The organism is Kitasatospora sp. CB02891, assembly GCF_002803145.1.
GTDB classification, from domain to species: domain Bacteria; phylum Actinomycetota; class Actinomycetes; order Streptomycetales; family Streptomycetaceae; genus Kitasatospora; species Kitasatospora griseola.
In genome coordinates this window covers 315,374-336,247 of record NZ_NNBO01000009.1, presented here as the reverse complement: position 1 = coordinate 336,247, position 20,874 = coordinate 315,374, and the positions used below count along the sequence as shown (strand labels likewise).

Sequence of the window (20,874 nt, the reverse complement as noted above, 5' to 3'; positions counted from 1 at the left end):
CCGATGAGGCTGCACCAGCTCACCGTCACCGCGTTCGGCCCGTTCGCGTCGACGGAGCGGATCGACTTCGACCGGCTCACCGCGTCCGGCCTGTTCCTGCTGCGCGGGGCGACCGGCGCGGGCAAGAGCAGCGTGCTGGACGCGGTCTGCTACGCGCTGTACGGCGAACTGCCGGGCTCGCGCAGGAGCAACGGCGTGCGCAGCGACCACGCCGACCAGGGGCGGCGCACCGAGGTGGTGCTGGAGGCGACGCTGGGCGGGCGGCGGCTGGAGATCACCCGCAGCCCCGAGCAGCTCCGTCCTAAGAAGCGCGGTTCGGGCTTCACCGCGGACAAGGCGCAGACGCTGCTGCGCGAGTGGGCTGCGGACGCCGGCGAGGGCGAGCCGGGCTGGGTCGCGGTCAGCAAGTCGCACCAGGAGGCCGGTGAGGAGCTGACCCGGCTGCTCGGCATGAGCCGGGACCAGTTCTGCCAGGTGGTGCTGCTGCCGCAGGGCGACTTCGCGCGGTTCCTGCGCGCGGATTCCAAGCAGCGCGCCGACCTGCTCGGCAAGCTGTTCGACACCGGCCGGTTCGACCAGTTGGAGCGCTGGACGGCGGAGCGCCGGCTGCGCCAGGAGCACGAGGTGCAGGCCGGGCGGCAGAAGCTGCGCGACCTGGCGGCCCGGGCCGAGGAGGCCGCCGGTCCGCTCGCCGCGGACGCCGCCGCGCACCGACCCGACGAGAACGCCTCCGCGGCGGACGTGCTGGCCTGGGCGGCGATGCTGCGCGGCACGGCCGCCGAACGCGTCACCGCGACGGCGCTCGCGCTGGAGAGCGCCGAGGCCGCCCGCACCCGGGCCCGCACGCGGCTGGACGCCCAGCGCACCCTGGCGGACCGTCAGCACCGACACCGCTCCGCGCAGCAGGACCACCTCCGACTCGCCGGCGCCGACCGGGAGTCGGCCCCCGACCGGGCCCGCCTGCGCCTCGCGCTGGCCGCCGGGGCGCTGTCCCCGCTGCGCACCCTGCACCAGGGCGCGCTGGCCGCCCACGCCGCCGCCACCGCCGCCGAGTCGGCCCACCGCGTGACGCTCACCGCCCGGGCCGCCGCGCCGTGGGCCGTCCAGCTGCTCGGCGACCTCGAACCCACCGCTGCGGAACGCACCTTGCGCACCGAGGCGACCCGCCTCGCGGAGGCCCGCGCGGACGAGCAGCGCCACTCCCGACTGCTGGTCGAGCGCGACGAGTTGGCCGCCGAGCAGAAGCGGGCGGACGACCTGGCGGAGGAGTCGCAGGACTGGCTGTCCGGCTTCGACGACCAGCTGAAGCAGCTGACCGTCGACCTCGACGCGGCCCGCGACGCGCACGCGCTGCTCGCCCGACTCGACTCCCGGCACCAGGAGTTGACGGCCCGCCAGGAGGCGGCCCGCCGCCACCGCTCGCTCCGGGCCGCACTGTCCGCCGCCGAGGCCCGGGTCCGCACCCTGACGGACGCCGCGCTGGACGCCCGGGCCCGCACCCTGGACCTCCAGGAGCGCCGACTGGCGGGCATGGCCGCCGAGTTGGCGGCCCAGCTGGCCGACGGCGAGCCCTGCCGGGTGTGCGGCTCGCCCGAACACCCGGCCCCCGCCCGCCCGTCGGCCGACCAGGTCACGGCCGCCGACGAGCAGCGCGCCCGCGCCGCCCAGCACGCAGCGGAGGCCGAACTCGACGCCGCCAAGCACCGCTTGGGCACCCTCCAGGTGGACGCCGCGGCCGCCGAGACCGCCGCCGCCGGCCGTTCGGTCGCCGAACTCACCGCCATTCTCGACGAGTTGACCGCCGAGCGGCGCGAGGCACTGCACACCGCGGAGCGGCTGGTGCCGTTGGGCCAGCAGGTGGAGCGGCTGGAGCAGGAACGCCGGGCCCGCCACGAGCGGCTGCGGCAGGCGGGCGAGCGCGGCGCCGTCCTCGCCGACCGGCTGGGCACCGTCGCGGCCGAACTCGACACGCTGGCCGGGCGGATCGCCGCCGCCCGGGGCGACGCCCCGTCGGTCGCGGCCCGCGCCGCCGCGGTGGACGCCCTCGCGGCCGCCGTCACGGCCGTCCTCGACGCGGCCCGCACCACCGCCGAGACCACCCACCGACGCGCCGAGGCCACCGGCGCGTTGGAGCGCGCCGCCGCCGACGCGGGCTTCGCCGACCTGTCGGCGCTCGCCGCCGCCGAGCTCCCCGCCCACCGACGCGACGCACTTCAGCGGCAGTTCGAGCAGCTGGACGCCGCACTGGAGCAGGCCGCCGCCCGCCTCGCCGACCCGGAGCTGCGCGCGGCCGCCGAACTCCCTTCGGCCGAACCGGAGTTCGCGCACGCCGCGGAGGAACACGCCACCGCCGTCCTGCGCGCCGCCGACACCGCGCACCGCACCGCCGACGACCGGGTGGCGGCGCTGGCCCGGATCACCCGCGACCTGACCGCCCTCGCCGACGCCTTCGCCCCCGTCCTCGACGCGTACGCCCGGATCAGCCGCCTGGCCGCGCTGCTCGCGGGCGCGCCCGCCGAGAACGCCCTGCGGATGCGTCTGGAGTCCTACGTGCTGGCCGCCCGCCTGGAGCAGGTCGCGGCCGCGGCCAGCCAGCGCCTGCTGAAGATGTCCGGCGGCCGGTACACCCTGGTCCACAGCGACGGCCTGGTCTCCGGCACCAAGCGCTCCGGCCTCTCCCTCCACGTCGTCGACGCCTGGACCGGCCGCGAGCGCGACACCGCCACCCTCTCCGGCGGCGAGTCCTTCTTCGCCTCGCTCGCCCTGGCCCTCGGCCTCGCCGACGTGGTCACCGACGAGGCCGGCGGCATGCCCCTGGACACCCTCTTCATCGACGAGGGCTTCGGCACCCTCGACGAGAACACCCTTGAGGAAGTCATGGACGTGCTCGACTCCCTCCGCGAACGCGACCGCGCCGTCGGCATCGTCAGCCACGTCGCCGACCTCCGCACCCGCATCCCCGCCCAACTCCTCGTCCGCAAGCACCGCCACGGCTCCACCGTCCACCACACCACCCGCGACGACGCCTGAACCACCACCCGGGCGCGCCGCCCCGGACCTCACCCGTGTCGGCGGCCCGCCAGGAAGTCCGCGGCGAGGCGTCCCCAACTCCTGACGTCCGCCAGGGTGGTGGCGGTGTGCAGCCGGGCGTTCGGGAGGTGTTCGGCCAGGGTGCGGGCGGTGGCGAGGGGGTGGACGGGGTCGGTCGGCCAGGCCAGGATCAGGGTGGGGTGCGGGAGGTCGCGGAGGCGGTCGGGGGTGGGGAGGTCGGCGTCGGCGGCGGCCCGCAGGACGGCCGGGACGAGGTCCTCGACGGCGTCGAACTCGGTGGCGTACTGGGGGGCTTCGGCGAGGACGGCGGGCGGTCCGGAGAACTTCGCGGCGGCCCTGAGGGTGCCCGTCCCGCGCCGCTCCACCAGCGTCGCGGCGGCCCGCAGCCCGGCCCGGCGCGGCTCGCGGGCCGCCCAGGCGACGGCGGGGACGGCCAGCACCAGGCGGTCGAACCGTTCGGGCCGGGCGAGCGCCGCCCACAGCACCGTCGCAGTGCCCATGGACGCGCCGAGTCCGGTGACGGGGGCGTCCGGCGAGAGGTGGTCGCAGAGCGCGAGCAGGTCGGCGGCGAGCGCGGGGTAGCTGTAGTCGGCGGCGACCGGCCGGCCCGTGGACCGGCCGTGGCCGCGCGCGTCGTAGCGGGCCAGGCGGTGGGTCGCGGTGAGCGGCGTCCAGTCGAACAGGCCGGCCCGCTGCTCGTGGGCCCGGCTGGACAGCGAGCCGTGCGCGTGCACGGCGAGCGGGCCGGCGCTGCCGGTGGTCTCGAAGGCGAGCGTGGCGTCGGGGCGTTCCAGCCGGCCGGCGGCGGGCCCGGCGCTCGGCACAAAAACGGTCATTGCCCGATTGTCTGATGGATCATCAGCCGGAGCACGCGCCACGCTGGGCCTGCTGCCAGGTGCAGACCGGGCAGAGCGTGGATCCGGGCGTCTCGGCCGGGTACTCGGTCTCCCCGCCGCACAGCACACACGCGGCGCGCTCGCCGGGCCCGCCCGGCCGCAGCCCGCGCCGGGCCTGCTCCGGGTCGGCCGACACCTCGCAGATCTGTTCGGCGCCCCTGGTCTCCGACTGCTGCTCCGCCATGCGTCCAGAGTACGTCCCCCGCCGTCCGGGCCCCGGCCGCACCCTCGCCGGATTGCGCGGCACAGGGCACCGATCGATGGTGGAAACCGACCGTGTACATCCCATCGTGACCACCCCCGGGGTGCTGTATGACGAACCGACCGAACACCGCCGCCCCCTCGCCCCACCTGCCCGCCGGCCCCGCCGACCCGCCCCGCCCGGCGCCGTCCGGGCCGCCGCCCCGCCCGGACGTCCGGCGGGCCTGGTCGCCGCCGGACGCACAGAGCATCGAGCTCGCGCACGAGGTCACGGCCTATGCGGGCCGACGGTAGCGGCCGGCGATGACGGACCGGACAGCGCGTACCGTCCCGGAGTTCACCGCCGCCCTGCAGGCGCACTCCGAGAGCTACTGGGACAATCACCCCTTCCACCTGCGACTGCACCAGGGCGGCCTGAGCGAGCCGGAGTTGCGGTCCTGGATCGCCAATCGCTGGTACTATCAGAAGTGGCTGCCCCAGAAGGACGCGGCGGTGATCGCCAACTGCCCCGTCCCGGAGGTCCGCCGCCGCTGGGTCAAGCGCCTCGCGGACCAGGACGGCACCGCGCCCGACCGGGGCGGGAACGTCGACTGGCTCGCCCTCGCCGAGGCCGCCGGGCTCGGTCGGGCGGAGGTGCTGGACGAGCGCCACGTCCTGCCCGGCGTGCGCTTCGCCACGGACGCCTACGTGAACTTCGCCCGCACCCGGCCGTGGATCGAGGCCGTCGCCGCCTCGCTCACCGAGCTGTTCTCGCCGGGCCTGATGCGCGACCGGCTCACCGCCCTGCGCACCCACTACGGCTGGGTGGAGCCCGCCGGCCTGCGGTACTTCGAGCAGCGTCCGGCCGTGGCCGACGCCGACTCGGCCCACGCGCTGGGCCTGGTCACCGAGTACTGCACCAGCCGTGAGCAGCAGGACGCGGCCCTGGCCGCGCTCGCCTTCAAGTGCGACGTCCTCTGGTCGATGCTCGACGCCATCGAGCACGCGGCCGCGGCGGGCTGACGAGTGACCGCGGACGAGGAGGGCCCCTGGCGCCTGCGCCGAGGCGTCCGGCTCGGCCACGACCAGGTGCGGTCCGTCCCGGTGCTGCTGCATCCGGAGGGCGTGCTGGTGCTCGGCGGGACGGCCGCCGCCGTGCTCGCGCGCTGCGACGGCGCCACCGGCACCACGGCGATCCTCGCCGAACTGGAGCGGCAGTACACCGGGGTGCGACCGGCCGAGGTGCGGTCCTTCCTCGCCTCGCTGGCCGAGCAGTGCCTGCTGGAGGCCGGACCGACCGACCCGCCCCGGCCGCCGACCGTTCCCGGGACACCGGCCGTTCGCGAGACCCCCGAGAGCCCCGGGACCCCCGAGGCTCAGGACGGCGCCCGGCCGGACCGGCCGTTCGGCCTGCTCGCCGAACTGACCTACCGCTGCCCGCTGCGCTGCGCGTACTGCTCCAACCCGGTCGCGCTGGACGAATACGCCGACGAGTTGAGCCCGGCCGAGTGGCGGCGGGTGCTCACCGAGGCCCGGGCCCTGGGCGTGCTCCAGGTGCACCTGTCCGGCGGCGAGCCGCTGCTGCGGCGCGACCTGCCCGCGCTGGTGGCGCACGCCCGCGGGTTGGGCCTGTACACCAACCTGATCACCGGCGGGCAGTCGCTCTCCCCGGCCCGGCTGGCCGGACTGGCCGCCGCGGGCCTCGACCACGTCCAGCTCAGCTTCCAGGACGCGACGGCCGCCCCGGCGGACGCGCTGGCCGGCCGGCCCGTGCACGCCCGCAAGCTCGCCGCCGCCCGCCTGGTCAGGGCCGCCGGCCTGGCCCTGACGGTCAACGTCGTGCTGCACCGGCGCAACATCGAACGCGTCCCCGCCCTGATCGACCTGGCGGCGGAGCTCGGCGCGGACCGCCTCGAACTGGCGAACACCCAGTACTACGGCTGGGCGCTGCGCAACCGCGCCGCGCTGCTGCCGACCCGTGCCCAACTGGCGGCGGCCGAGGCCGCGGTGACGGCCGCCCGCGAGCGCCTGGCGGGCGTCCTGCAGATCGTCTACGTCGTCTCGGACCACCACGAGACCTGGCCCAAGCCCTGCATGAACGGCTGGGCCAGCCGCCAGCTGACCGTCGCGCCGAACGGTGACGTGCTGCCCTGCCCCGCCGCCGCGCAGATCCCGGGGCTCGGCGTGACGGGCGTGCGCGACCGCCCGCTGGCGGACATCTGGTTCGACTCCCCCGCGTTCACCCGCTTCCGCGGCACGGACTGGATGCCCGAGCCCTGCCGCAGCTGCGAGCGCAAGGAGCTCGACCACGGCGGTTGCCGCTGCCAGGCCTTCCAGCTCACCGGCGACCCGGCCGCCACCGACCCGGTCTGCCGGCTCTCGCCGCACCACGCGCTGGTCACCCGGCTGGTCCGGGACGGCGAGTCGGCGCCGACCGTGCCGCTGGTGCCTCGCGGGGCCTGAGCCGAGAGAGAGGGAAGCCATGCGGCTACGGGTACTCGGCACCGCCGCCGGCGGCGGCCTGCCGCAGTGGAACTGCGCCTGCCCGACCTGCGCCAGGGCCCGCACGGCCGGCCCGGGCGCCTGGCGGACCCAGGAGTGCCTCGCCGTCGGCGTCTCGGACGACGCCTGGTACCTGGTGAACGCCTCGCCCGACCTCCGCGTCCAGTTGCTCGCCGCGCCCGGCCTGACCCCGCCGGACGGCACCCGCCGCACACCGCTGCGCGGGGTCCTGCTGACCGACGGCGAACTCGACCACACCACCGGCCTGCTGGCCCTGCGCGAGGGCGCCGAACTGGACGTCCACGCCCCGCCGCCGGTCTGGCGCAGCCTCGGGGAGGTCCTCCCGCTGCGCGGCCTGCTGGCCTGCTACGGCGCCTCCCGCTGGCACCCGCTCGACCGGCCGCTCCGGCTCGACGGCGGTCTGACGGTCGACGCCTTCCCGGTGAGCGACAAGCGCCCCCGCTACGCCGCCCACTTCGACGCTCCCGGCCCCTGGACCGTCGCCTACCGCTTCACCGACACTCGGACCGGAGCCCGTGCGGTCTACGCACCCTCGCTCGCCGACTGGCCGGACGGATTCGACGCGTTCCTGGACGGCGCCGACTGCCTGCTCCTGGACGGCACGTTCTGGAGCGACGAGGAGCTGCGCCACGTGAGCGGCGAGCGCCGCACCGCCCGCGCCTTCGGCCACCTGCCGATCGCCGGGCCGGACGGCACCCTGCGCCGACTGCGCTCGCACCCTGGCACCCGGCGTCTCTACACGCACCTCAACAACACCAACCCGCTGACCGACCCGGACTCGGACCGGCACGAGGAACTCGCGGCCGAGGGCGTGGAGGTCGCCGGCGACGGCATGGAGCTGCAGCTGTGAGCAGTGCGTGAACACCCCCATGACCCACCGTCACATCCCCCCGACAGTCGCTCGAAACGGAAGAGGCAGCGCACGATGACGCAGAATGTGGTCGCCCACGACCCGACCGTCTCGATGAATCCGATGCGCACCGGCTGGGACCCGCACCAGCCGCAGCTGGCGCCCAGCAAGGTGAGCGCCGGCGACTTCGGCCAGTTGTTCTCGACGCCCGTGGACGGGCAGGTCTACGCCCAGCCGCTGGTCATCGGGTCCACCGTGGTGGTCGCGACCGAGAACAACAACGTCTACGGCATCCACGCCGTCACCGGTGCGGTCCTCTGGTCCAAGTCGCTCGGCCCGGCCTGGCCGGCCGCCGCGATCGGCTGCGGCGACCTCATCCCCAACATCGGCGTGACCTCCACCCCGGTGTTCGACCCCTCGTCGGGGCGGGTCTACCTCACCGCCAAGGTCAACGACGGCCCGGACACCAAGCACCCGCACTGGTTCCTGCACAGCCTGGACGTGGCGACCGGCCATGAAGCCGCGGGCTGGCCGGTGACGATCCAGGGCTCCCCGGTGAACAACCCGGGCAACACGTTCAACCCGTTCACCGCGCAGCAGCGGCCCGGCCTGCTGCTGCTCGACGGCGAGGTGTTCGCCGGGTTCGCCTCGCACTGCGACGTCAAACCGTACGTCGGCTACGTGGTCGGGGTGAACACGGCGACGCGTGCGCTGCGCATGTGGTCCACGGAGAACGCGGCCAGCGACACGGAGGCCGGGGTCTGGATGGGCGGCGGCGGCCTGGTCTCGGACGGTCCCGGCCGGATCTTCTTCTCCACCGGCAACGGCGTCTCGCCCGCGCCCGGCCCGGGCAAGCAGCCGCCCGGTCACCTGGCCGAGTCGGTGGTCCACCTGTCCAGCGGCGGGCAGCTCACCGCGGTGGACTTCTTCAGCCCCGGCAACGCGGACAATCTGGATCTGAACGACCAGGACCTCGGATCCGGCGGCCCGGTGGCCCTGCCCTCGCCGCCGTTCGGCACCGCGGCCCACCCGAAGCTGCTGGTCCAGATCGGAAAGGACGGCCGGGTCTTCCTCCTCGACCGGGACGACCTGGGCGGTCGCAGCCAGGGGCCCGGCGGCTCGGACCAGGCGCTGTCCATCGGCGGGCCGTTCCGCGGCATCTGGGGCCACCCGGCGGTCTGGGGCGGCGACGGCGGCTTCGTGTACGTCCCCGAGAACGACGGCCACCTCCGCGCACTGAGGTTCGGCGTCGACGGCGCCGGCACGCCCGTCCTGACCAATGCGGGCTCCAGCAGCGCCGCGATCGGCCACTACCCGGGCTCGCCGGTCGTGACGTCCGACGGCACGACCTCCGGCTCTGCGCTGGTCTGGATCGTCTGCCCCGACCCCAACGGTTCCGACGGCGTCAACGCCCAACTGCGCGCGTACGACGCGGTGCCGGTCAACGGCGTGCTGAAGCTGCGCTGGTCGGCGCCGATGGGGACGGCCGTGAAGTTCTCCAAGGTCGCCGTCGGCGAGGGCCGGGTCTACGTCGGCACCCGCGGCGGCCACCTGGTCGCCTTCGGCAGCCCGTCCCAGGCCGCGCTGACGGGCAGTCCGGTCGACCTCGGGCAGGTCGCGGTGGGCGCCACCGGGAACGCCACGGCGACGGTCACCGCGACGCGCAGCGTGACGGTCACCGCGATCACCACCACCGCGCCGTTCAGCGTCACGCCCCCGACCCTCCCCGTCACCCTGAACACCGGAGGCACCCTGGCCGTCCCGGTGGGCTTCGCGCCGACCGGGCCCGGCGGAGCGACGGCGACGCTGTCGTTCGCCGTGACGACGAACGGCGTCGCCGACACCGTCGGCATCGACCTGAACGGCACCGGCACCCAGCCCGGATTCGCCGCGTCACCGCCGTCGTTGGACTTCGGCCAGCTGCCCACCCAGTCCTCGATGACGCTCGGCGTGTCCGTCACCAACACCGGCACCGCCACCGAGACGATCGCCGGCGCCACGCCGTCGTCGCCCCCGTTCACGGTCACCGGCCTGCCCGCGGCCGGCGCCACCCTCGCCCCGGGCGCCTCGATCGCCGTGTCCGTCACCTACGCGCCGACCGTCGCGAGCCCGGCCGGCGGCGACAGCTCGCAGTTCGTCGTCACCGGCGCGGACGGCCACTCGGTCACGGTCCCGCTCACCGGTACGGCCGTCGTCGGCGCCCCGCACCTGACGATCAGTCCGGCCTCGCTCGACTTCGGCCAGGTCGCGGTCGGCGGATCGCTCGGCAGGACCTTCGACATCACGAACACCGGCAACCTGGTGCTGACCATCACCAAGGCCGCTCCGCCCACCGCGCCCTTCGCCGCCCCCGACCCGATCGCCGAGGGCCAGAAGCTCGGCCCCGGGCAGGTGGTCCACCAGGCGGTGGTCTTCTCCCCCACCGCGGCCGGAGCGGCCTCCGGCCAGTTCGTGATCACCGGCGACGACGGCCAGGGCAAGCAGCCCGTCCCCTTCACCGGCACCGGAGTCACCTCCGGCAGCCTCTCCCAGCCGAGCACCGGCAGTTGGACGTTCAACGGCACGGCCGTGCTCTCCAACACCGACATCGTGCTCACCGAGGCGATCAACGGCCAGACCGGATCCGCGCTGAACGACATGACCGTGCCCTCGGCGAACCTGCGCGCCCACTTCACGGCCGTCATCGGCGGCGGCTCGGGCGCGGACGGCCTGGCCTTCGTCCTGCTGGACGCGGCCCACGAGACGCCGCACTCGCTCGGCGGGGGCGGCGGCGGGCTCGGCTACTCCGGCCTGCACGGCCTCGCCGTCACCCTGGACACGTCCCAGAACGCCAACGACCCCTCCGCCAACTTCGTCGGCCTGGCCACCGGCGGCAACGGCGACGCGCTCACCTACGCCGCCACCGCGACCGACATCGGCGACCTGCGCACCGGCACCCACGCCGTGGACGTGCAGGTCACCGGCGGCCGCGTCCAGGTCACCGTGGACGGCAAGGCGGCGATCGACGCCACCGTGGCCGTTCCGGCCGCCGTCCTGGTCGGCTTCACGGGCGCCACCGGCGGGCTCGACGACAACCACCGCGTCCAAGGGGTGTCGATCACGTTCTGACGACCGACCGGCCCGCCGGCGGGTGCGCCGTCCCGCCCGGCCGGCCGGTCAGCCGAGGAACGAGAGCCGCAGGGTGCGGTCCGGGTTGTCGCCGTTGGTGTCGATCAGGACGACCGACTGCCAGATGCCGAGGGCGAGTCGGCCGCCCACCACCGGCAGGGTGGCGTGCGGGGCGACCAGTCCGGGCAGCACGTGGTCGCGGCCGTGGCCCGGGCTGCCGTGCCGGTGGCGCCAGCGGTCGTCGGCGGGCAGCAGCTCCCGCAGCGTGCTGAGCAGGTCGTCGTCGCTGCCGGAGCCGGTCTCGATGACGGCGATGCCGGCGGTGGCGTGCGGGACGAAGACGTTCAGCAGGCCGTCGCGTCCGCCGGTGACGTCCCGGAGGAAGTCGTGGCAGCGGTCGGTGATGTCGAGGGCGACTTCTCTGCGGCCCGTGGTGACGTCGAGCGTGGTGGTGTGGAAGGTGTCGGACATGGGGCCATCCTGGCCGATCTTGTGACCCCGTCCGAAGGGGCGGCCGCCGAACGCCACCCGACCGCAAGGCCGCCCGCCAGGGCACGCCAGCGCCTCGCAACCCCGCGCCACGGCTCCCCCGCCTACCGGAGGGGACGCCGAAAGCCCGACGGACTCCCGGTCCGTCGGGTTCGTGGAGACGAGCGGTGGCCGCCCGTCCTCACGTCGGTGCGCTCAGCCGCGGCTGCCGAACATGCTCCGCTTGAGCCTGCGCAGCGGGGCCATCAGCGAGACCCGCACGGAGCGCCGGGGCACGGCGACCGGGACGCTGGGTCCACGCGGCGTCAGTTCCCTTATCAGGCCGAGCGCTTCCGCCGTGTCCACCGTCGAGAGCGCGGGGGCGCCGAGCACCGCGAGGTGCCGGTCGATCCGGCGGCCGGTCGCGCCGACGCCGCACTGGATCGCGGGCACCCGGGGCCGCGTCCGCACTTGCATCTGTTCCATCTGTTTCCCACCCCTACGAGGCGCCAGGGCCGTGAGGCGAAGACTATCCGGCTATGACGGTCTTCATGCAACCGTCCTGGTGTTCTGCCACCGTATCGTGCGAACGGACTGCCGTGTCACCCAAGTACGGTGGTCCCGGTCACGACTGCGCATCGGTTGATGGTGCACCATCCAAGCATGACCGGGCGTCAGGTGCCGCAGCGGCTCGGGGCGTTCGCGGGCGCACCGGGGCAGCGGGGTGCGCCGGGCGCACGGACGTCCGTCCGTCCCGCACCGGTTTCGACCGCGCGCGAGCCGCTCCGCCGCCGGACCGCCCGCGCCCGGCGCCGAGCTGTCGGGCGCGGCATCGAGAGTTCAGAAATTGAACACATACGAGGGATTGACGCCGCCGGAACCTCCAAGCAGTATCTGTACCGACAAGGGATCACGGGTCGCGCCCGCCGATCCCCGGTCGGATGAGTTCGAACATGAACGAATCACCTGCTCATCCGATGACAGGCTTCCGGCACCACAGAGAGTCACTTGCGGCCGTCTCGACGCTGCGGCGGTCCGACTCCTGCGTGGTGCACGGACCGGCGGTCGACCGTTGAGGGTCGGTCGGGCCGCCAACCGGACTGCCGGTGCCGCCGCTGGTACGGCGCGGCACCGGCGGTCGTCTTCCTGCCGACAGGCACCGCCCGCGGCGCCCCGGACACCCCGACCACCTGCGCCCGGGGTGCCGCGGCCCGGCCGCGCCCGGGGCGGGCCCGTACGCGCTCGGTAGAGTGGGCGGGGACCGGGCGATCTGCCGGAGCCCCCTTCCCTTCGCGGAGTGAACGCACGTGCCACCCCTGCTCAGCATCGTCCTGCCCGTCCACGGCGTGGAACGCTTCCTGCCGCAGTGCCTGGAATCGCTCCGGTCCGACGGCGCCGCGCCCGGCGAGGTCGAACTGATCGCGGTGGACGACCGCTCCCCCGACCGCAGCGGCGCCCTGCTGGACGCCCACGCCGCCACCGATCCCCGGATGCGCGTCCTGCACCTGGCGGAGAACCAGGGCCTGGGCGGCGCCCGCACCGCCGGCCTCGCCGAGGCCACCGGCACCTACGTCTGGTTCGTCGACAGCGACGACTGGCTGCCCGACGGCACCATCGACGCGGTCCTCGCCGAACTGCGCGCCGAGACCACCCGCGACCTGCCCGCCGACGTGCTGCTCACCGACTTCACGCACGTCTACCACGACGGCGGCGAGGAGCCGAACCCCTGGCGGCACGTGCTGGCCGGCTCCCCGCTGGTCTCCGGCTGCACCGCCGCCGAGCACCCCGCGCTGTTCAACTCGGTGCTCGCGGTGTGGAACAAGATCATGCGCCGGCAGTACCTGCTCGACCTGGACGTGCACTTCGGCCGCGGGTACTACGAGGACATCTCGGTCACCTACCCGCTGCTGCTGGCCGCCGACCGGCTGGTCTACCTGGACCGCCCCTGCTACCGCTACCGGCGCGGCCGCCCGGGCGCGATCACCGCCACCGCCTCGGCCAAGCACGCAGACGCCTTCGCCCAGTACGACGCGATCTTCGCGTTCCTGGACCGCGACGAGCGGGCGAACCGGCTGCGCACCCTGGTCTTCGACCGCACCGTCAAGCAGGCCCTGACCGTCTACGACACCCCGGGGCTCGTCCCCGTCGAGCTGCGCGCCGAGTTCTTCGCCCGGATCACCGGCCACTTCGCCAGGCACCGCCCGGCCGGCTACCGCTTCCCGTCCGGCGTGCGCGGCATCCAGTACCGGCTGGCCGCCCGCGGCTCCCGGCGCGCCTACGCCGAGCTGCGCCGCGGCGGCCGGCTGCCGGGCGCCGTCAAGCGCGGCACCAAGGCGGTCGCGCCGGGCGTGAAGAAGGCGATGCGCAGCAGCGCCCGGTTCACCGCGTACAACGCGTTCCGGCGGCTTCCGGTGGACGAGCACCTGGCGGTGTACGCGGCGTACTGGCACCGCGGGTACGCCTGCAACCCGGCGGCGATCTACGAGAAGGCCCGCGAGCTGGCCCCGCAGGTGCGCGGCGTGTGGGTGGTGGAGAACGCGGCACGGGCCGCGACGCTGCCCGAGGGGGTGCCGTACGTGATCGTCAACACCCCGGCGTACCTGAAGGCGATGGCCACCGCCAAGTACTTCGTCAACAACGTCAACTTCCCGCACACGATGGCGAAGCGGACCGGCACGGTGCACGTGCAGACCCAGCACGGCACGCCGCTGAAGGCGATGGGGATGGACCTGCGGGAGCACCCGGTCGCGGCGGACGGGATGGACTTCGAGCGGCTGCGCGAGGCCGTGGCGCGCTGGGACTACCTGGTGTCGCCGAACCCGCACACCAGCGAGCACTTCGCCCGGGCGTTCCCCGGCACCTACCAGACCCTGGACACCGGCTACCCGCGCAACGACCGCCTGGTGCACGCCACCACGGAGGAGTGCGCGACGGTCCGCCGCGAGCTGGGCATCGCCCCGGGGCAGCGCACCGTGCTGTACGCGCCGACCCACCGGGAGTCCCGGGGCGGCTACCTGCCGCTGCTGGACCTGCCGGCGCTGGCCGAGCGGCTGGGCTCCGGCTGGACGGTGATGGTGCGCACCCACTACTTCCACGACGGCGGCGCGGGCGACCTGGCGGCCCGCCCCGGCTCGGCCCGGCTGCTGGACGTCTCCGACCACCCGTCGGTGGAGGACCTGTACCTGGCGGCGGACACCCTGGTCACCGACTACTCGTCGATGATGTTCGACTACGCGGTGCTGGACCGGCCGATAGCCGTGTACGCCCCCGACTGGGAGGAGTACCAGCAGGTCCGGGGCGTCTACTTCGACCTGATGAAGGAGCCGCCGGGCGCGGTCGCCACCGAGCAGGACGCGCTGGTCGAGGCGCTGCTCGCGGGCGACCCGGAGCCGGCCGCCCGGCAGCGGTTCCGGGAGCGGTTCTGCCCGTGGGACGACGGCCGGGCCGCCGAGCGGGTGGTCAGCCGGATCTTCCCGGTCCGCCGCTGACCGATCGTTCTCCCGACCCCGTCTCACCTGGTGGGAAGCGGCTTTCCCACCAGGTGGGCGTGACGAGGATCGCAGTGCCGGGATGGCCACGGGCGGTGGACGGGCGGCCGGGGCGATGTCGTAGTCTGCGATTCGAACCCAGTGGTCCGACCTCCGTCCGAGCCGCGTGCCTCGCCCCTCGGCGGGTACCGCCCTTGGGCCCCGGGCGGTCCGACCTTCGGCCAGGGAGGGCCAGTTGATCGACCTCGTCACCAAGCTCGTGCTCAAGCCGCTCGCGCGGGCCGTCTACCGGCCGACCATCGAGGGCCTGGAGAACGTGCCGCGCAAGGGCGGGGTGATTCTGGCGAGCAATCACCTGTCGTTCGTGGACAGCGTGGTGATCCCGCTGGCCGCGCCGCGTCAGGTGTTCTTCCTGGCGAAGGCCGAGTACTTCACCGGCACCGGGCTCAAGGGCGCGATCTCCCGGTACTTCTTCACCCACGTGATCAACGCCGTCCCGGTGGAGCGCGGCAGCGTCCGGGCCGCCACCGCCTCGCTGGAGGAGGGGCTGGAGATCCTCGACTCCGGCCGGGCGTTCGGCATCTACCCGGAGGGCACCCGTTCGCTGGACGGCCGCCTGTACCGCGGCAAGACCGGCGTCGCCTGGCTGGCGCTGACCGCCGGCGTGCCGGTCGTCCCGGTGGCCCTGGAGGGCTCGCAGCACATCCTCCCGGTCGGGAAGCGCATTCCGCGCATCAGCCGGATCACCGTCCGGTTCGGCGAGCCGCTGCGCTTCGACGACCTGCACGGCCAGGCCCGCTCCGCGAAGGCCCGCCGGCAGGTCACCGACGAGGTGATGGCCGCCATCCACGCGCTGTCCGGTCAGGAACTCGCCGAGCAGTACAACGAGTCCCCGAAGGCCGCCTGACCCGGCGTCGTCCCGGTCAGCCGACGGCCACCGGCAGCGCCTCCCGGTTGAGCAGCGCGGCGTAGCGGCCGTCGCGGGCCAGCAGCTGCTCGTGGGTGCCGAGTTCGGCGATGGCGCCGTGGTCGAGGACGGCGATCTGGTCGGCGTCCCGGACGGTGGACAGCCGGTGCGCGATGGTGATGGTGGTGCGGCCCTCGGCGAGGGTGTCCAGGGCCTGTTGGACGGCCAGTTCGGTCTGGTTGTCCAGCGCGCTGGTGGCCTCGTCCAGGATCAGCACCGGCGGGTTGCGCAGCACCGTCCGGGCGATCGCCAGGCGCTGCTTCTCGCCGCCGGAGAAGCGGTAGCCGCGCTCCCCCACCAAGGTGTCGTAGCCGTCCGGCAGTTCGGCGATCATCTCGTGGATCTGGGCGGCCTTGGCGGCGGCGACGAGTTCCTCGTCGGTGGCGTCGGGCTTGGCGAAGCGCAGGTTGTCGGCGACCGACGCGTGGAACAGGTAGGTCTCCTGGGAGACCACGCCCACCGCCCGGGCCAGCGTCTCGAAGGACAGCTCCCGCACGTCCACCCCGTCGATCAGCACCCGCCCGCCGGTGACGTCGTACAGCCGCGGCACCAGGTAGGACAGCGTGGACTTCCCGGAGCCGGTCTCGCCGACCACCGCGAGCGAGCCTCCGGCGGGGACGGTCAGGTCGATCGCGGACAGCGTCGGGCGGTCCTGGTCGGCCCGGTAGTGGAACTCGACGTCCTCGAGGCGCACGTCGCCGCGGATCCGCTCCAGGTGGACGGGGTGCTCGGGCTCGTCGATCTCCACCGGCAGGTCGAGGTACTCGAAGATCCGCTGGAACAGGGCGAGCGAGGTCTGCACGTCGACGCCGGTGGACAGCAGGCTGACGGTGGGCCGGAACAGGCCCTGCTGCAGCGACACGAACGCGACCAGGGTGCCCAGCGAGACGATCGGCGCACCCGTCGCGGTGGCCAGGCCCGCCGCCCAGTAGATCATCGCGGGCATCGCGGCCATCACGATTCCTATGGTGGACATCCGCCACCGGCCGGCCATGCTGGAGCGCACCTCCAGGGCCGCCAACTCGTCCGACTGGTCGGCGAATTCGCTGGTCAGCGAGGCGGAACGGCCCATCGTTCGGCCGAGCAGGATGCCGCTGACGGACAGCGACTCCTGCACCGCGGAGGAGAGCTTGGCCAGCTGGCGCTGCCGCTCCCCCGTGATCCTCTTCCGCTCCCGGCCGACCCGGCGGCTGATCCACACGAACACCGGGAGCAGCAGCAGCGAGACGACGGTCAGCCGCCAGTCCAGCGCGACCATCGCGACCACGCTGGCCACCACCGCCGTCAGGTTCGACACCAGCGAGGTGGCGGTGCCGGTGACGGTGGCCTGCATCCCGCCGATGTCATTGGCGATCCGGGACTGCACCTCACCGGTGCGGGTCCTGGTGAAGAACGCCAGCGACATCCGCTGCAGGTGCCGGTACACCGAGGTGCGCAGGTCGTGCATGACGCGCTGCCCGACGGTGGTGGAGATCAGCGTCTGCAGCACGTTGAGCACGCTGGTGACCACGGCCGCCGCGATCATCCCGAGCGCGAGCAGCGTGAGCAGCCCGGTGCGCCGCTCCGGAATCGCGGTGTCCAGCACCGCCCGCAGCAGGAACGGCGTCACCACGGACACCACCGCCGACGCCGCCACCAGCAGCCCCACCACGGCCAGCCGCCCGGCGTACGGCCGGAACAGCCTCAGAATCCGCCGCACCTGCGCAGGCTGCCGCTCCTCCCCCTCGGGCGGAGTCCAGTCGATCCGGTTCAGTCGCACGGGGACCTCCTGGTGGTCGGCGAACACGGCACTGCGAGCTTAGCGAGCTTCACTCACCATTAGCAAACCTAACCTTTTGGTCGGCCGAGATATTTCGGGACGAGGGAGGGGGCGAGACCGGGGCGCGCGGGGGCACCTCCACGCCCCTGCTCTCGCGCCCGCCGGCGCTCTCACCCCTTCCGGTAGTCCCGTCCCGCCGTGGTCGAGAGCTTGCCGAGCCCGCCCACCGGCAGCAGCCTCGCCGCCGTCACCGCTGCCTTGTAGCGCTTGCCGGGCACGCACAGCGGCCGGTTGCGGGCGAGGTCGCGCAGGGAGTCGTCGACGACGCGGTCGGCGGTGAGCCAGCCCCAGGAGGGGATGCTGGAGGTGCCCATGCCGGCCCGCTCGTGGAATTCGGTGCGGGTGAAGCCGGGGCAGAGCGCCTGCAGTCGGACTCCGCTGCCGGCCAGGTCGCGGGCGATGCCGAGGGTGAAGTTGACCACCCACGCCTTGGTCGCGCCGTAGGTGCCCCGCGGGACGAACGCCGCGACCGAGGCGAGGTTGACGATCCCGCCGAAGCCGCGTTCGCGCATGCCGGGGACGGCGGCCGTGGTGGTGCGCAGGACGGCCTCGATGTGGACCTTCAGCATGTCGAGTTCGTCCTGGACGGGGACGTCCAGGTACGCGCCGCGGTTGCCGAAGCCGGCGTTGTTGATCAGCAGGTCGACGGGGCGGGTGTCGTCGCGCAGCCGGTCCTCGACGGCGCCGATGCCGGTGTCGGTGGAGAGGTCGGCGGCGAGGGTCTCGACCTGGACGCCGTAGCGGGAGCCGAGTTCGTCGGCGGCCTGCTGCAGGCGCCCGGTGTCGCGGGCGACCAGCACCAGGTCGCGGCCGTCGCGGGCGAGGCGGTTGGCGAAGGCGGCGCCGATGCCGGCGGTCGCGCCGGTGATGAGGGCTGTCGTCATGGACCCGACCGTACCCGCCGGTAGCCGGATCCGGTGCGGATCCCCTCCGGAGGCCCCGTCGGCCCTTCGAGCGACGCGGAGGGTGTCGGCGGCGCGCCCCGTCGTGGCACCGGTCATATCACCCTACGGTTTCGGGCATCGCCGCCGTCCCATGCGGTGTCCGTCTCGCTCTGGAGAACTGATGCTTGTTCAGCTTCACCCGTTCCGGATAGAAGTCGCGTGCCCGGCCCGTCCCCGACCCCGGTGGTCCTGACAGGTCGGCACGCCTTCGCCCGCCGGGCCCGGCCCCCTCCCCTCGGGGCCGGGCCCGCGTGCGTGCCGGGCCGCGGAGGGCGGACGCGGCCGCGGGCACGAGTGCACGCGAAGGCAATCTGTCGATAAATCATCTCTCAAGCCCCGCTGGATACTGACCGGTAAGTAATCCGGTCAGATGTATTGACGGAGTGTCAACAGCTCGGGATTCTCGGGAAAACCGCCGCCTCCCCGACCCGAGAGGTGACCATGATCGAAAATGGTCGCACCAGGAACGTCCTCGCCCGCCTGCTGCCGCTGCTCCTGCTCGCGGCCGCGCTCGTCAGCGGCGCCGTGCCGGGCTCGAACGCCCGTGCCGCCGACAGTTGGTGGAATCCCACCGCCCGGCCGGCGCCGGACTCGCAGATCAATGTCACGGGCGAGCCGTTCCGCGGCGCCGCCGCCGACGGCAGCGTCCGCGGCTTCGTCGACGCGCACAACCACCTGATGTCCGCCGAGGGCTTCGGCGGCCGGGTGATCTGCGGCGCCGCGTTCTCCCCGCAGGGCGTCGCGGACGCGCTGAAGGACTGCCCGGAGCACTACCCGGACGGTTCGCTCGCCCTGTTCGAGAACGTCACGGGCGGCGCGAACGGCCACCACGACCCGGTCGGCTGGCCGACCTTCGCCGACTGGCCGGCCCACGACTCGCTCAGCCACCAGCAGGACTACTACGCCTGGGTGGAGCGGGCGTGGCGCGGCGGCGAGCGGGTGCTGGTCAACGACCTGGTGACCAACGGGCTGCTGTGCTCGATCTACCCGTACAAGGACCGCGGCTGCGACGAGATGGACGCCATCCGCACCGAGGCGCGTAAGTCGTACGAACTCCAGGCGTACATCGACGCGATGTACGGCGGGCCCGGCAAGGGCTGGTTCCGCATCGTCACCGACTCCGACCAGGCCCGCTCGGTGGTCGAGCAGGGCAAGTTGGCGGTGGTGCTCGGGGTGGAGACCTCCGAGCCGTTCGGCTGCAAGCAGATCCTGGACGTGCCGCAGTGCGACCGGGCCGCGATCGACCGCGGGCTGGACGAGCTGTACGCGCTGGGCGTGCGCAGCATGTTCCTGTGCCACAAGTTCGACAACGCGCTGTGCGGGGTGCGGTTCGACGAGGGCACCACCGGGGTGGCGGTGAACGCCGGGCAGTTCCTGTCCACCGGGACGTTCTGGACCACCGAGCAGTGCACCGGCCCGCAGCGCGACAATCCGATCGGGCTGCCCACCGCGCAGGCCCAGGGGATGCTGCCGGCCGGAGTGAATCTGCCCACCTACTCGGCGTCCGCGCAGTGCAACACCCGTGGGCTGACCGAGCTCGGCGACTACGCGGTGCGCGGCATGATGAAGCGCCACATGATGCTGGAAGTCGACCACATGAGCGTCAAGGCCGCGAAGAGCGCGTTCGAGGTCCTGGAGTCGCAGTCCTACCCGGGGGTGATCTCCAGCCACAGCTGGATGGACCTCTCCTGGACCGAACGCCTGTACCGGCTGGGCGGGTTCGCCGCCCAGTACCCGCACGACGCGAACGGCTTCGTGGCGGAGGCGAACCGCACCAAGGCGCTGCGCGACGCCTACGGGGTCGGCTACGGCTACGGCAGCGACCTGAACGGCGTCGGCGGCTGGCCGGGCCCGGTCGGCGCGGGCGCGCCCAACGCGGTGACGTACCCGTTCCGCAGCGCGGACGGCGGCGCGGTGCTGGACCGTCAGGTGACCGGCTCCCGGACGTGGGACGTCAACACCGACGGCGTGGCGCACGCCGGTCTGCTGCCGGACTGGATCGAGCAGATCCGGCTCAGCGGCGGGCAGGGCGTGGTGAACGACCTGATGAAGGGCGCGCAGTCCTACCTGACCACCTGGCGGGCCACCGAACAGCACGGCGCGGGGCGCGAGTTGGCGACCGGCACGGCGAGTGCCACGGCGAGTTCGGCGGAGTGGAACCCGTTCACCTCCTACCAGCCGGGCCGGGCGCTGGACGGCGACCGCTCCACCCGCTGGGCCAGCGACTGGAGCGACGACCAGTGGCTGCGGGTGGACCTGGGCTCGGTGCACACCGTGGACCGGGTGACGCTGGACTGGGAGCGCGCCTACGCCACCGGCTACCGGATCGAGGTGTCCACGGACGGCAGCACCTGGCGCACCGTCTGGTCGACCACGGCGGGTGACGGCGGGCTGGACACCGCCGCGTTCGCGCCGACGGCGGCCCGGTACGTGCGCTTCCACGGCACGGCGCGGGCGACCCAGTGGGGGTACTCGCTGTACGAGCTGTCGGTGCACGGCGTCTGACCCGGGCCACGCCGTCCGGTAGGACTGTCTGAATATGACGAGCGGACAATCAGCCTCTCTCGGGGCTGATTGTCC

At 73.7% G+C, this 20,874-nt stretch carries 15 protein-coding genes; 9 read left to right on the top strand and 6 right to left on the bottom strand.

The genetic code is table 11. From position 1 onward, the window contains the following. The first annotated feature begins 3 nt into the window (after positions 1-3). Entirely contained in the window at positions 4-3,030 is a 3,027-nt protein-coding gene (locus CG736_RS21870) for an AAA family ATPase (protein WP_100587875.1), read from the top strand. A 29-nt stretch (positions 3,031-3,059) separates the two neighbouring features. On the opposite strand, the gene CG736_RS21865 is transcribed toward CG736_RS21870, so the two are convergent. Both CG736_RS21865 and CG736_RS21860 read right to left on the bottom strand, forming a co-directional pair. Beyond that, complete coding sequence (locus CG736_RS21865; RefSeq protein WP_100587874.1) at positions 3,060-3,887, bottom strand: alpha/beta fold hydrolase; 828 nt, start codon at positions 3,885-3,887, stop codon at positions 3,060-3,062. A 22-nt stretch (positions 3,888-3,909) separates the two neighbouring features. Further along, positions 3,910-4,131: a hypothetical protein gene (locus tag CG736_RS21860; RefSeq protein WP_100587873.1), complete on the bottom strand. Its 222-nt coding sequence runs from the start codon at positions 4,129-4,131 to the stop codon at positions 3,910-3,912. A 128-nt stretch (positions 4,132-4,259) separates the two neighbouring features. Between CG736_RS21860 and CG736_RS21855 the strand changes: the two genes are divergently transcribed. The 5 genes from CG736_RS21855 to CG736_RS21835 all read left to right on the top strand — a co-directional run bounded on the left by CG736_RS21855 (position 4,260) and on the right by CG736_RS21835 (position 10,608). After that, positions 4,260-4,442, top strand: coding sequence for a hypothetical protein (locus tag CG736_RS21855; RefSeq protein ID WP_100587872.1), 183 nt, complete (start codon positions 4,260-4,262; stop codon positions 4,440-4,442). A gap of 9 nt (positions 4,443-4,451) precedes the next feature. Beyond that, the gene (pqqC, locus tag CG736_RS21850) at positions 4,452-5,150 is read left to right on the top strand and encodes a pyrroloquinoline-quinone synthase PqqC (RefSeq protein ID WP_100587871.1); all 699 of its coding nucleotides are present in this window, start codon (positions 4,452-4,454) and stop codon (positions 5,148-5,150) included. Between the two features lie 3 nt (positions 5,151-5,153). Then, positions 5,154-6,590 carry a pyrroloquinoline quinone biosynthesis protein PqqE gene (gene pqqE, locus CG736_RS21845; protein WP_198520571.1) on the top strand — a complete coding sequence of 479 codons (1,437 nt, stop codon included), beginning with the start codon at positions 5,154-5,156 and terminating at the stop codon, positions 6,588-6,590. Positions 6,591-6,609: 19 nt separating this feature from the next. Further along, positions 6,610-7,500, top strand: coding sequence for a pyrroloquinoline quinone biosynthesis protein PqqB (gene pqqB, locus CG736_RS21840; RefSeq protein ID WP_100587870.1), 891 nt, complete (start codon positions 6,610-6,612; stop codon positions 7,498-7,500). A gap of 75 nt (positions 7,501-7,575) precedes the next feature. Continuing rightward, a complete protein-coding gene (locus CG736_RS21835) occupies positions 7,576-10,608 on the top strand; it encodes a choice-of-anchor D domain-containing protein (RefSeq protein ID WP_100587869.1) in 3,033 nt (1,010 codons plus the stop codon). Between the two features lie 48 nt (positions 10,609-10,656). On the opposite strand, the gene CG736_RS21830 is transcribed toward CG736_RS21835, so the two are convergent. Together CG736_RS21830 and CG736_RS21825 are read right to left on the bottom strand one after the other, a co-directional pair. Continuing rightward, positions 10,657-11,079, bottom strand: a complete 423-nt coding sequence (locus CG736_RS21830) for a secondary thiamine-phosphate synthase enzyme YjbQ (protein WP_043911095.1) — start codon at positions 11,077-11,079, stop codon at positions 10,657-10,659. A gap of 213 nt (positions 11,080-11,292) precedes the next feature. Beyond that, on the bottom strand, positions 11,293-11,562 hold the full coding sequence (locus CG736_RS21825) for a hypothetical protein (protein ID WP_100587868.1): 270 nt from the start codon (positions 11,560-11,562) through the stop codon (positions 11,293-11,295). 821 nt (positions 11,563-12,383) lie between these two features. On the opposite strand from CG736_RS21825, the gene CG736_RS21820 reads away from it, so the two are divergent. Together CG736_RS21820 and CG736_RS21815 are read left to right on the top strand one after the other, a co-directional pair. Beyond that, positions 12,384-14,564 carry a bifunctional glycosyltransferase/CDP-glycerol:glycerophosphate glycerophosphotransferase gene (locus tag CG736_RS21820; RefSeq protein WP_100587867.1) on the top strand — a complete coding sequence of 727 codons (2,181 nt, stop codon included), beginning with the start codon at positions 12,384-12,386 and terminating at the stop codon, positions 14,562-14,564. A 235-nt stretch (positions 14,565-14,799) separates the two neighbouring features. Next, the gene (locus tag CG736_RS21815) at positions 14,800-15,471 is read left to right on the top strand and encodes a 1-acyl-sn-glycerol-3-phosphate acyltransferase (RefSeq protein ID WP_083462242.1); all 672 of its coding nucleotides are present in this window, start codon (positions 14,800-14,802) and stop codon (positions 15,469-15,471) included. A 16-nt stretch (positions 15,472-15,487) separates the two neighbouring features. Here CG736_RS21815 and CG736_RS21810 read toward each other — a convergent pair whose 3' ends face one another. Together CG736_RS21810 and CG736_RS21805 are read right to left on the bottom strand one after the other, a co-directional pair. Then, entirely contained in the window at positions 15,488-17,290 is a 1,803-nt protein-coding gene (locus tag CG736_RS21810; protein ID WP_100587913.1) for an ABC transporter ATP-binding protein, read from the bottom strand. 170 nt (positions 17,291-17,460) lie between these two features. Beyond that, positions 17,461-18,234: an SDR family oxidoreductase gene (locus CG736_RS21805; protein ID WP_100587866.1), complete on the bottom strand. Its 774-nt coding sequence runs from the start codon at positions 18,232-18,234 to the stop codon at positions 17,461-17,463. A 501-nt stretch (positions 18,235-18,735) separates the two neighbouring features. Here CG736_RS21805 and CG736_RS21800 point away from each other — a divergent pair. Further along, positions 18,736-20,799 carry a discoidin domain-containing protein gene (locus CG736_RS21800; protein ID WP_198520570.1) on the top strand — a complete coding sequence of 688 codons (2,064 nt, stop codon included), beginning with the start codon at positions 18,736-18,738 and terminating at the stop codon, positions 20,797-20,799. Positions 20,800-20,874 lie beyond the last annotated feature (75 nt).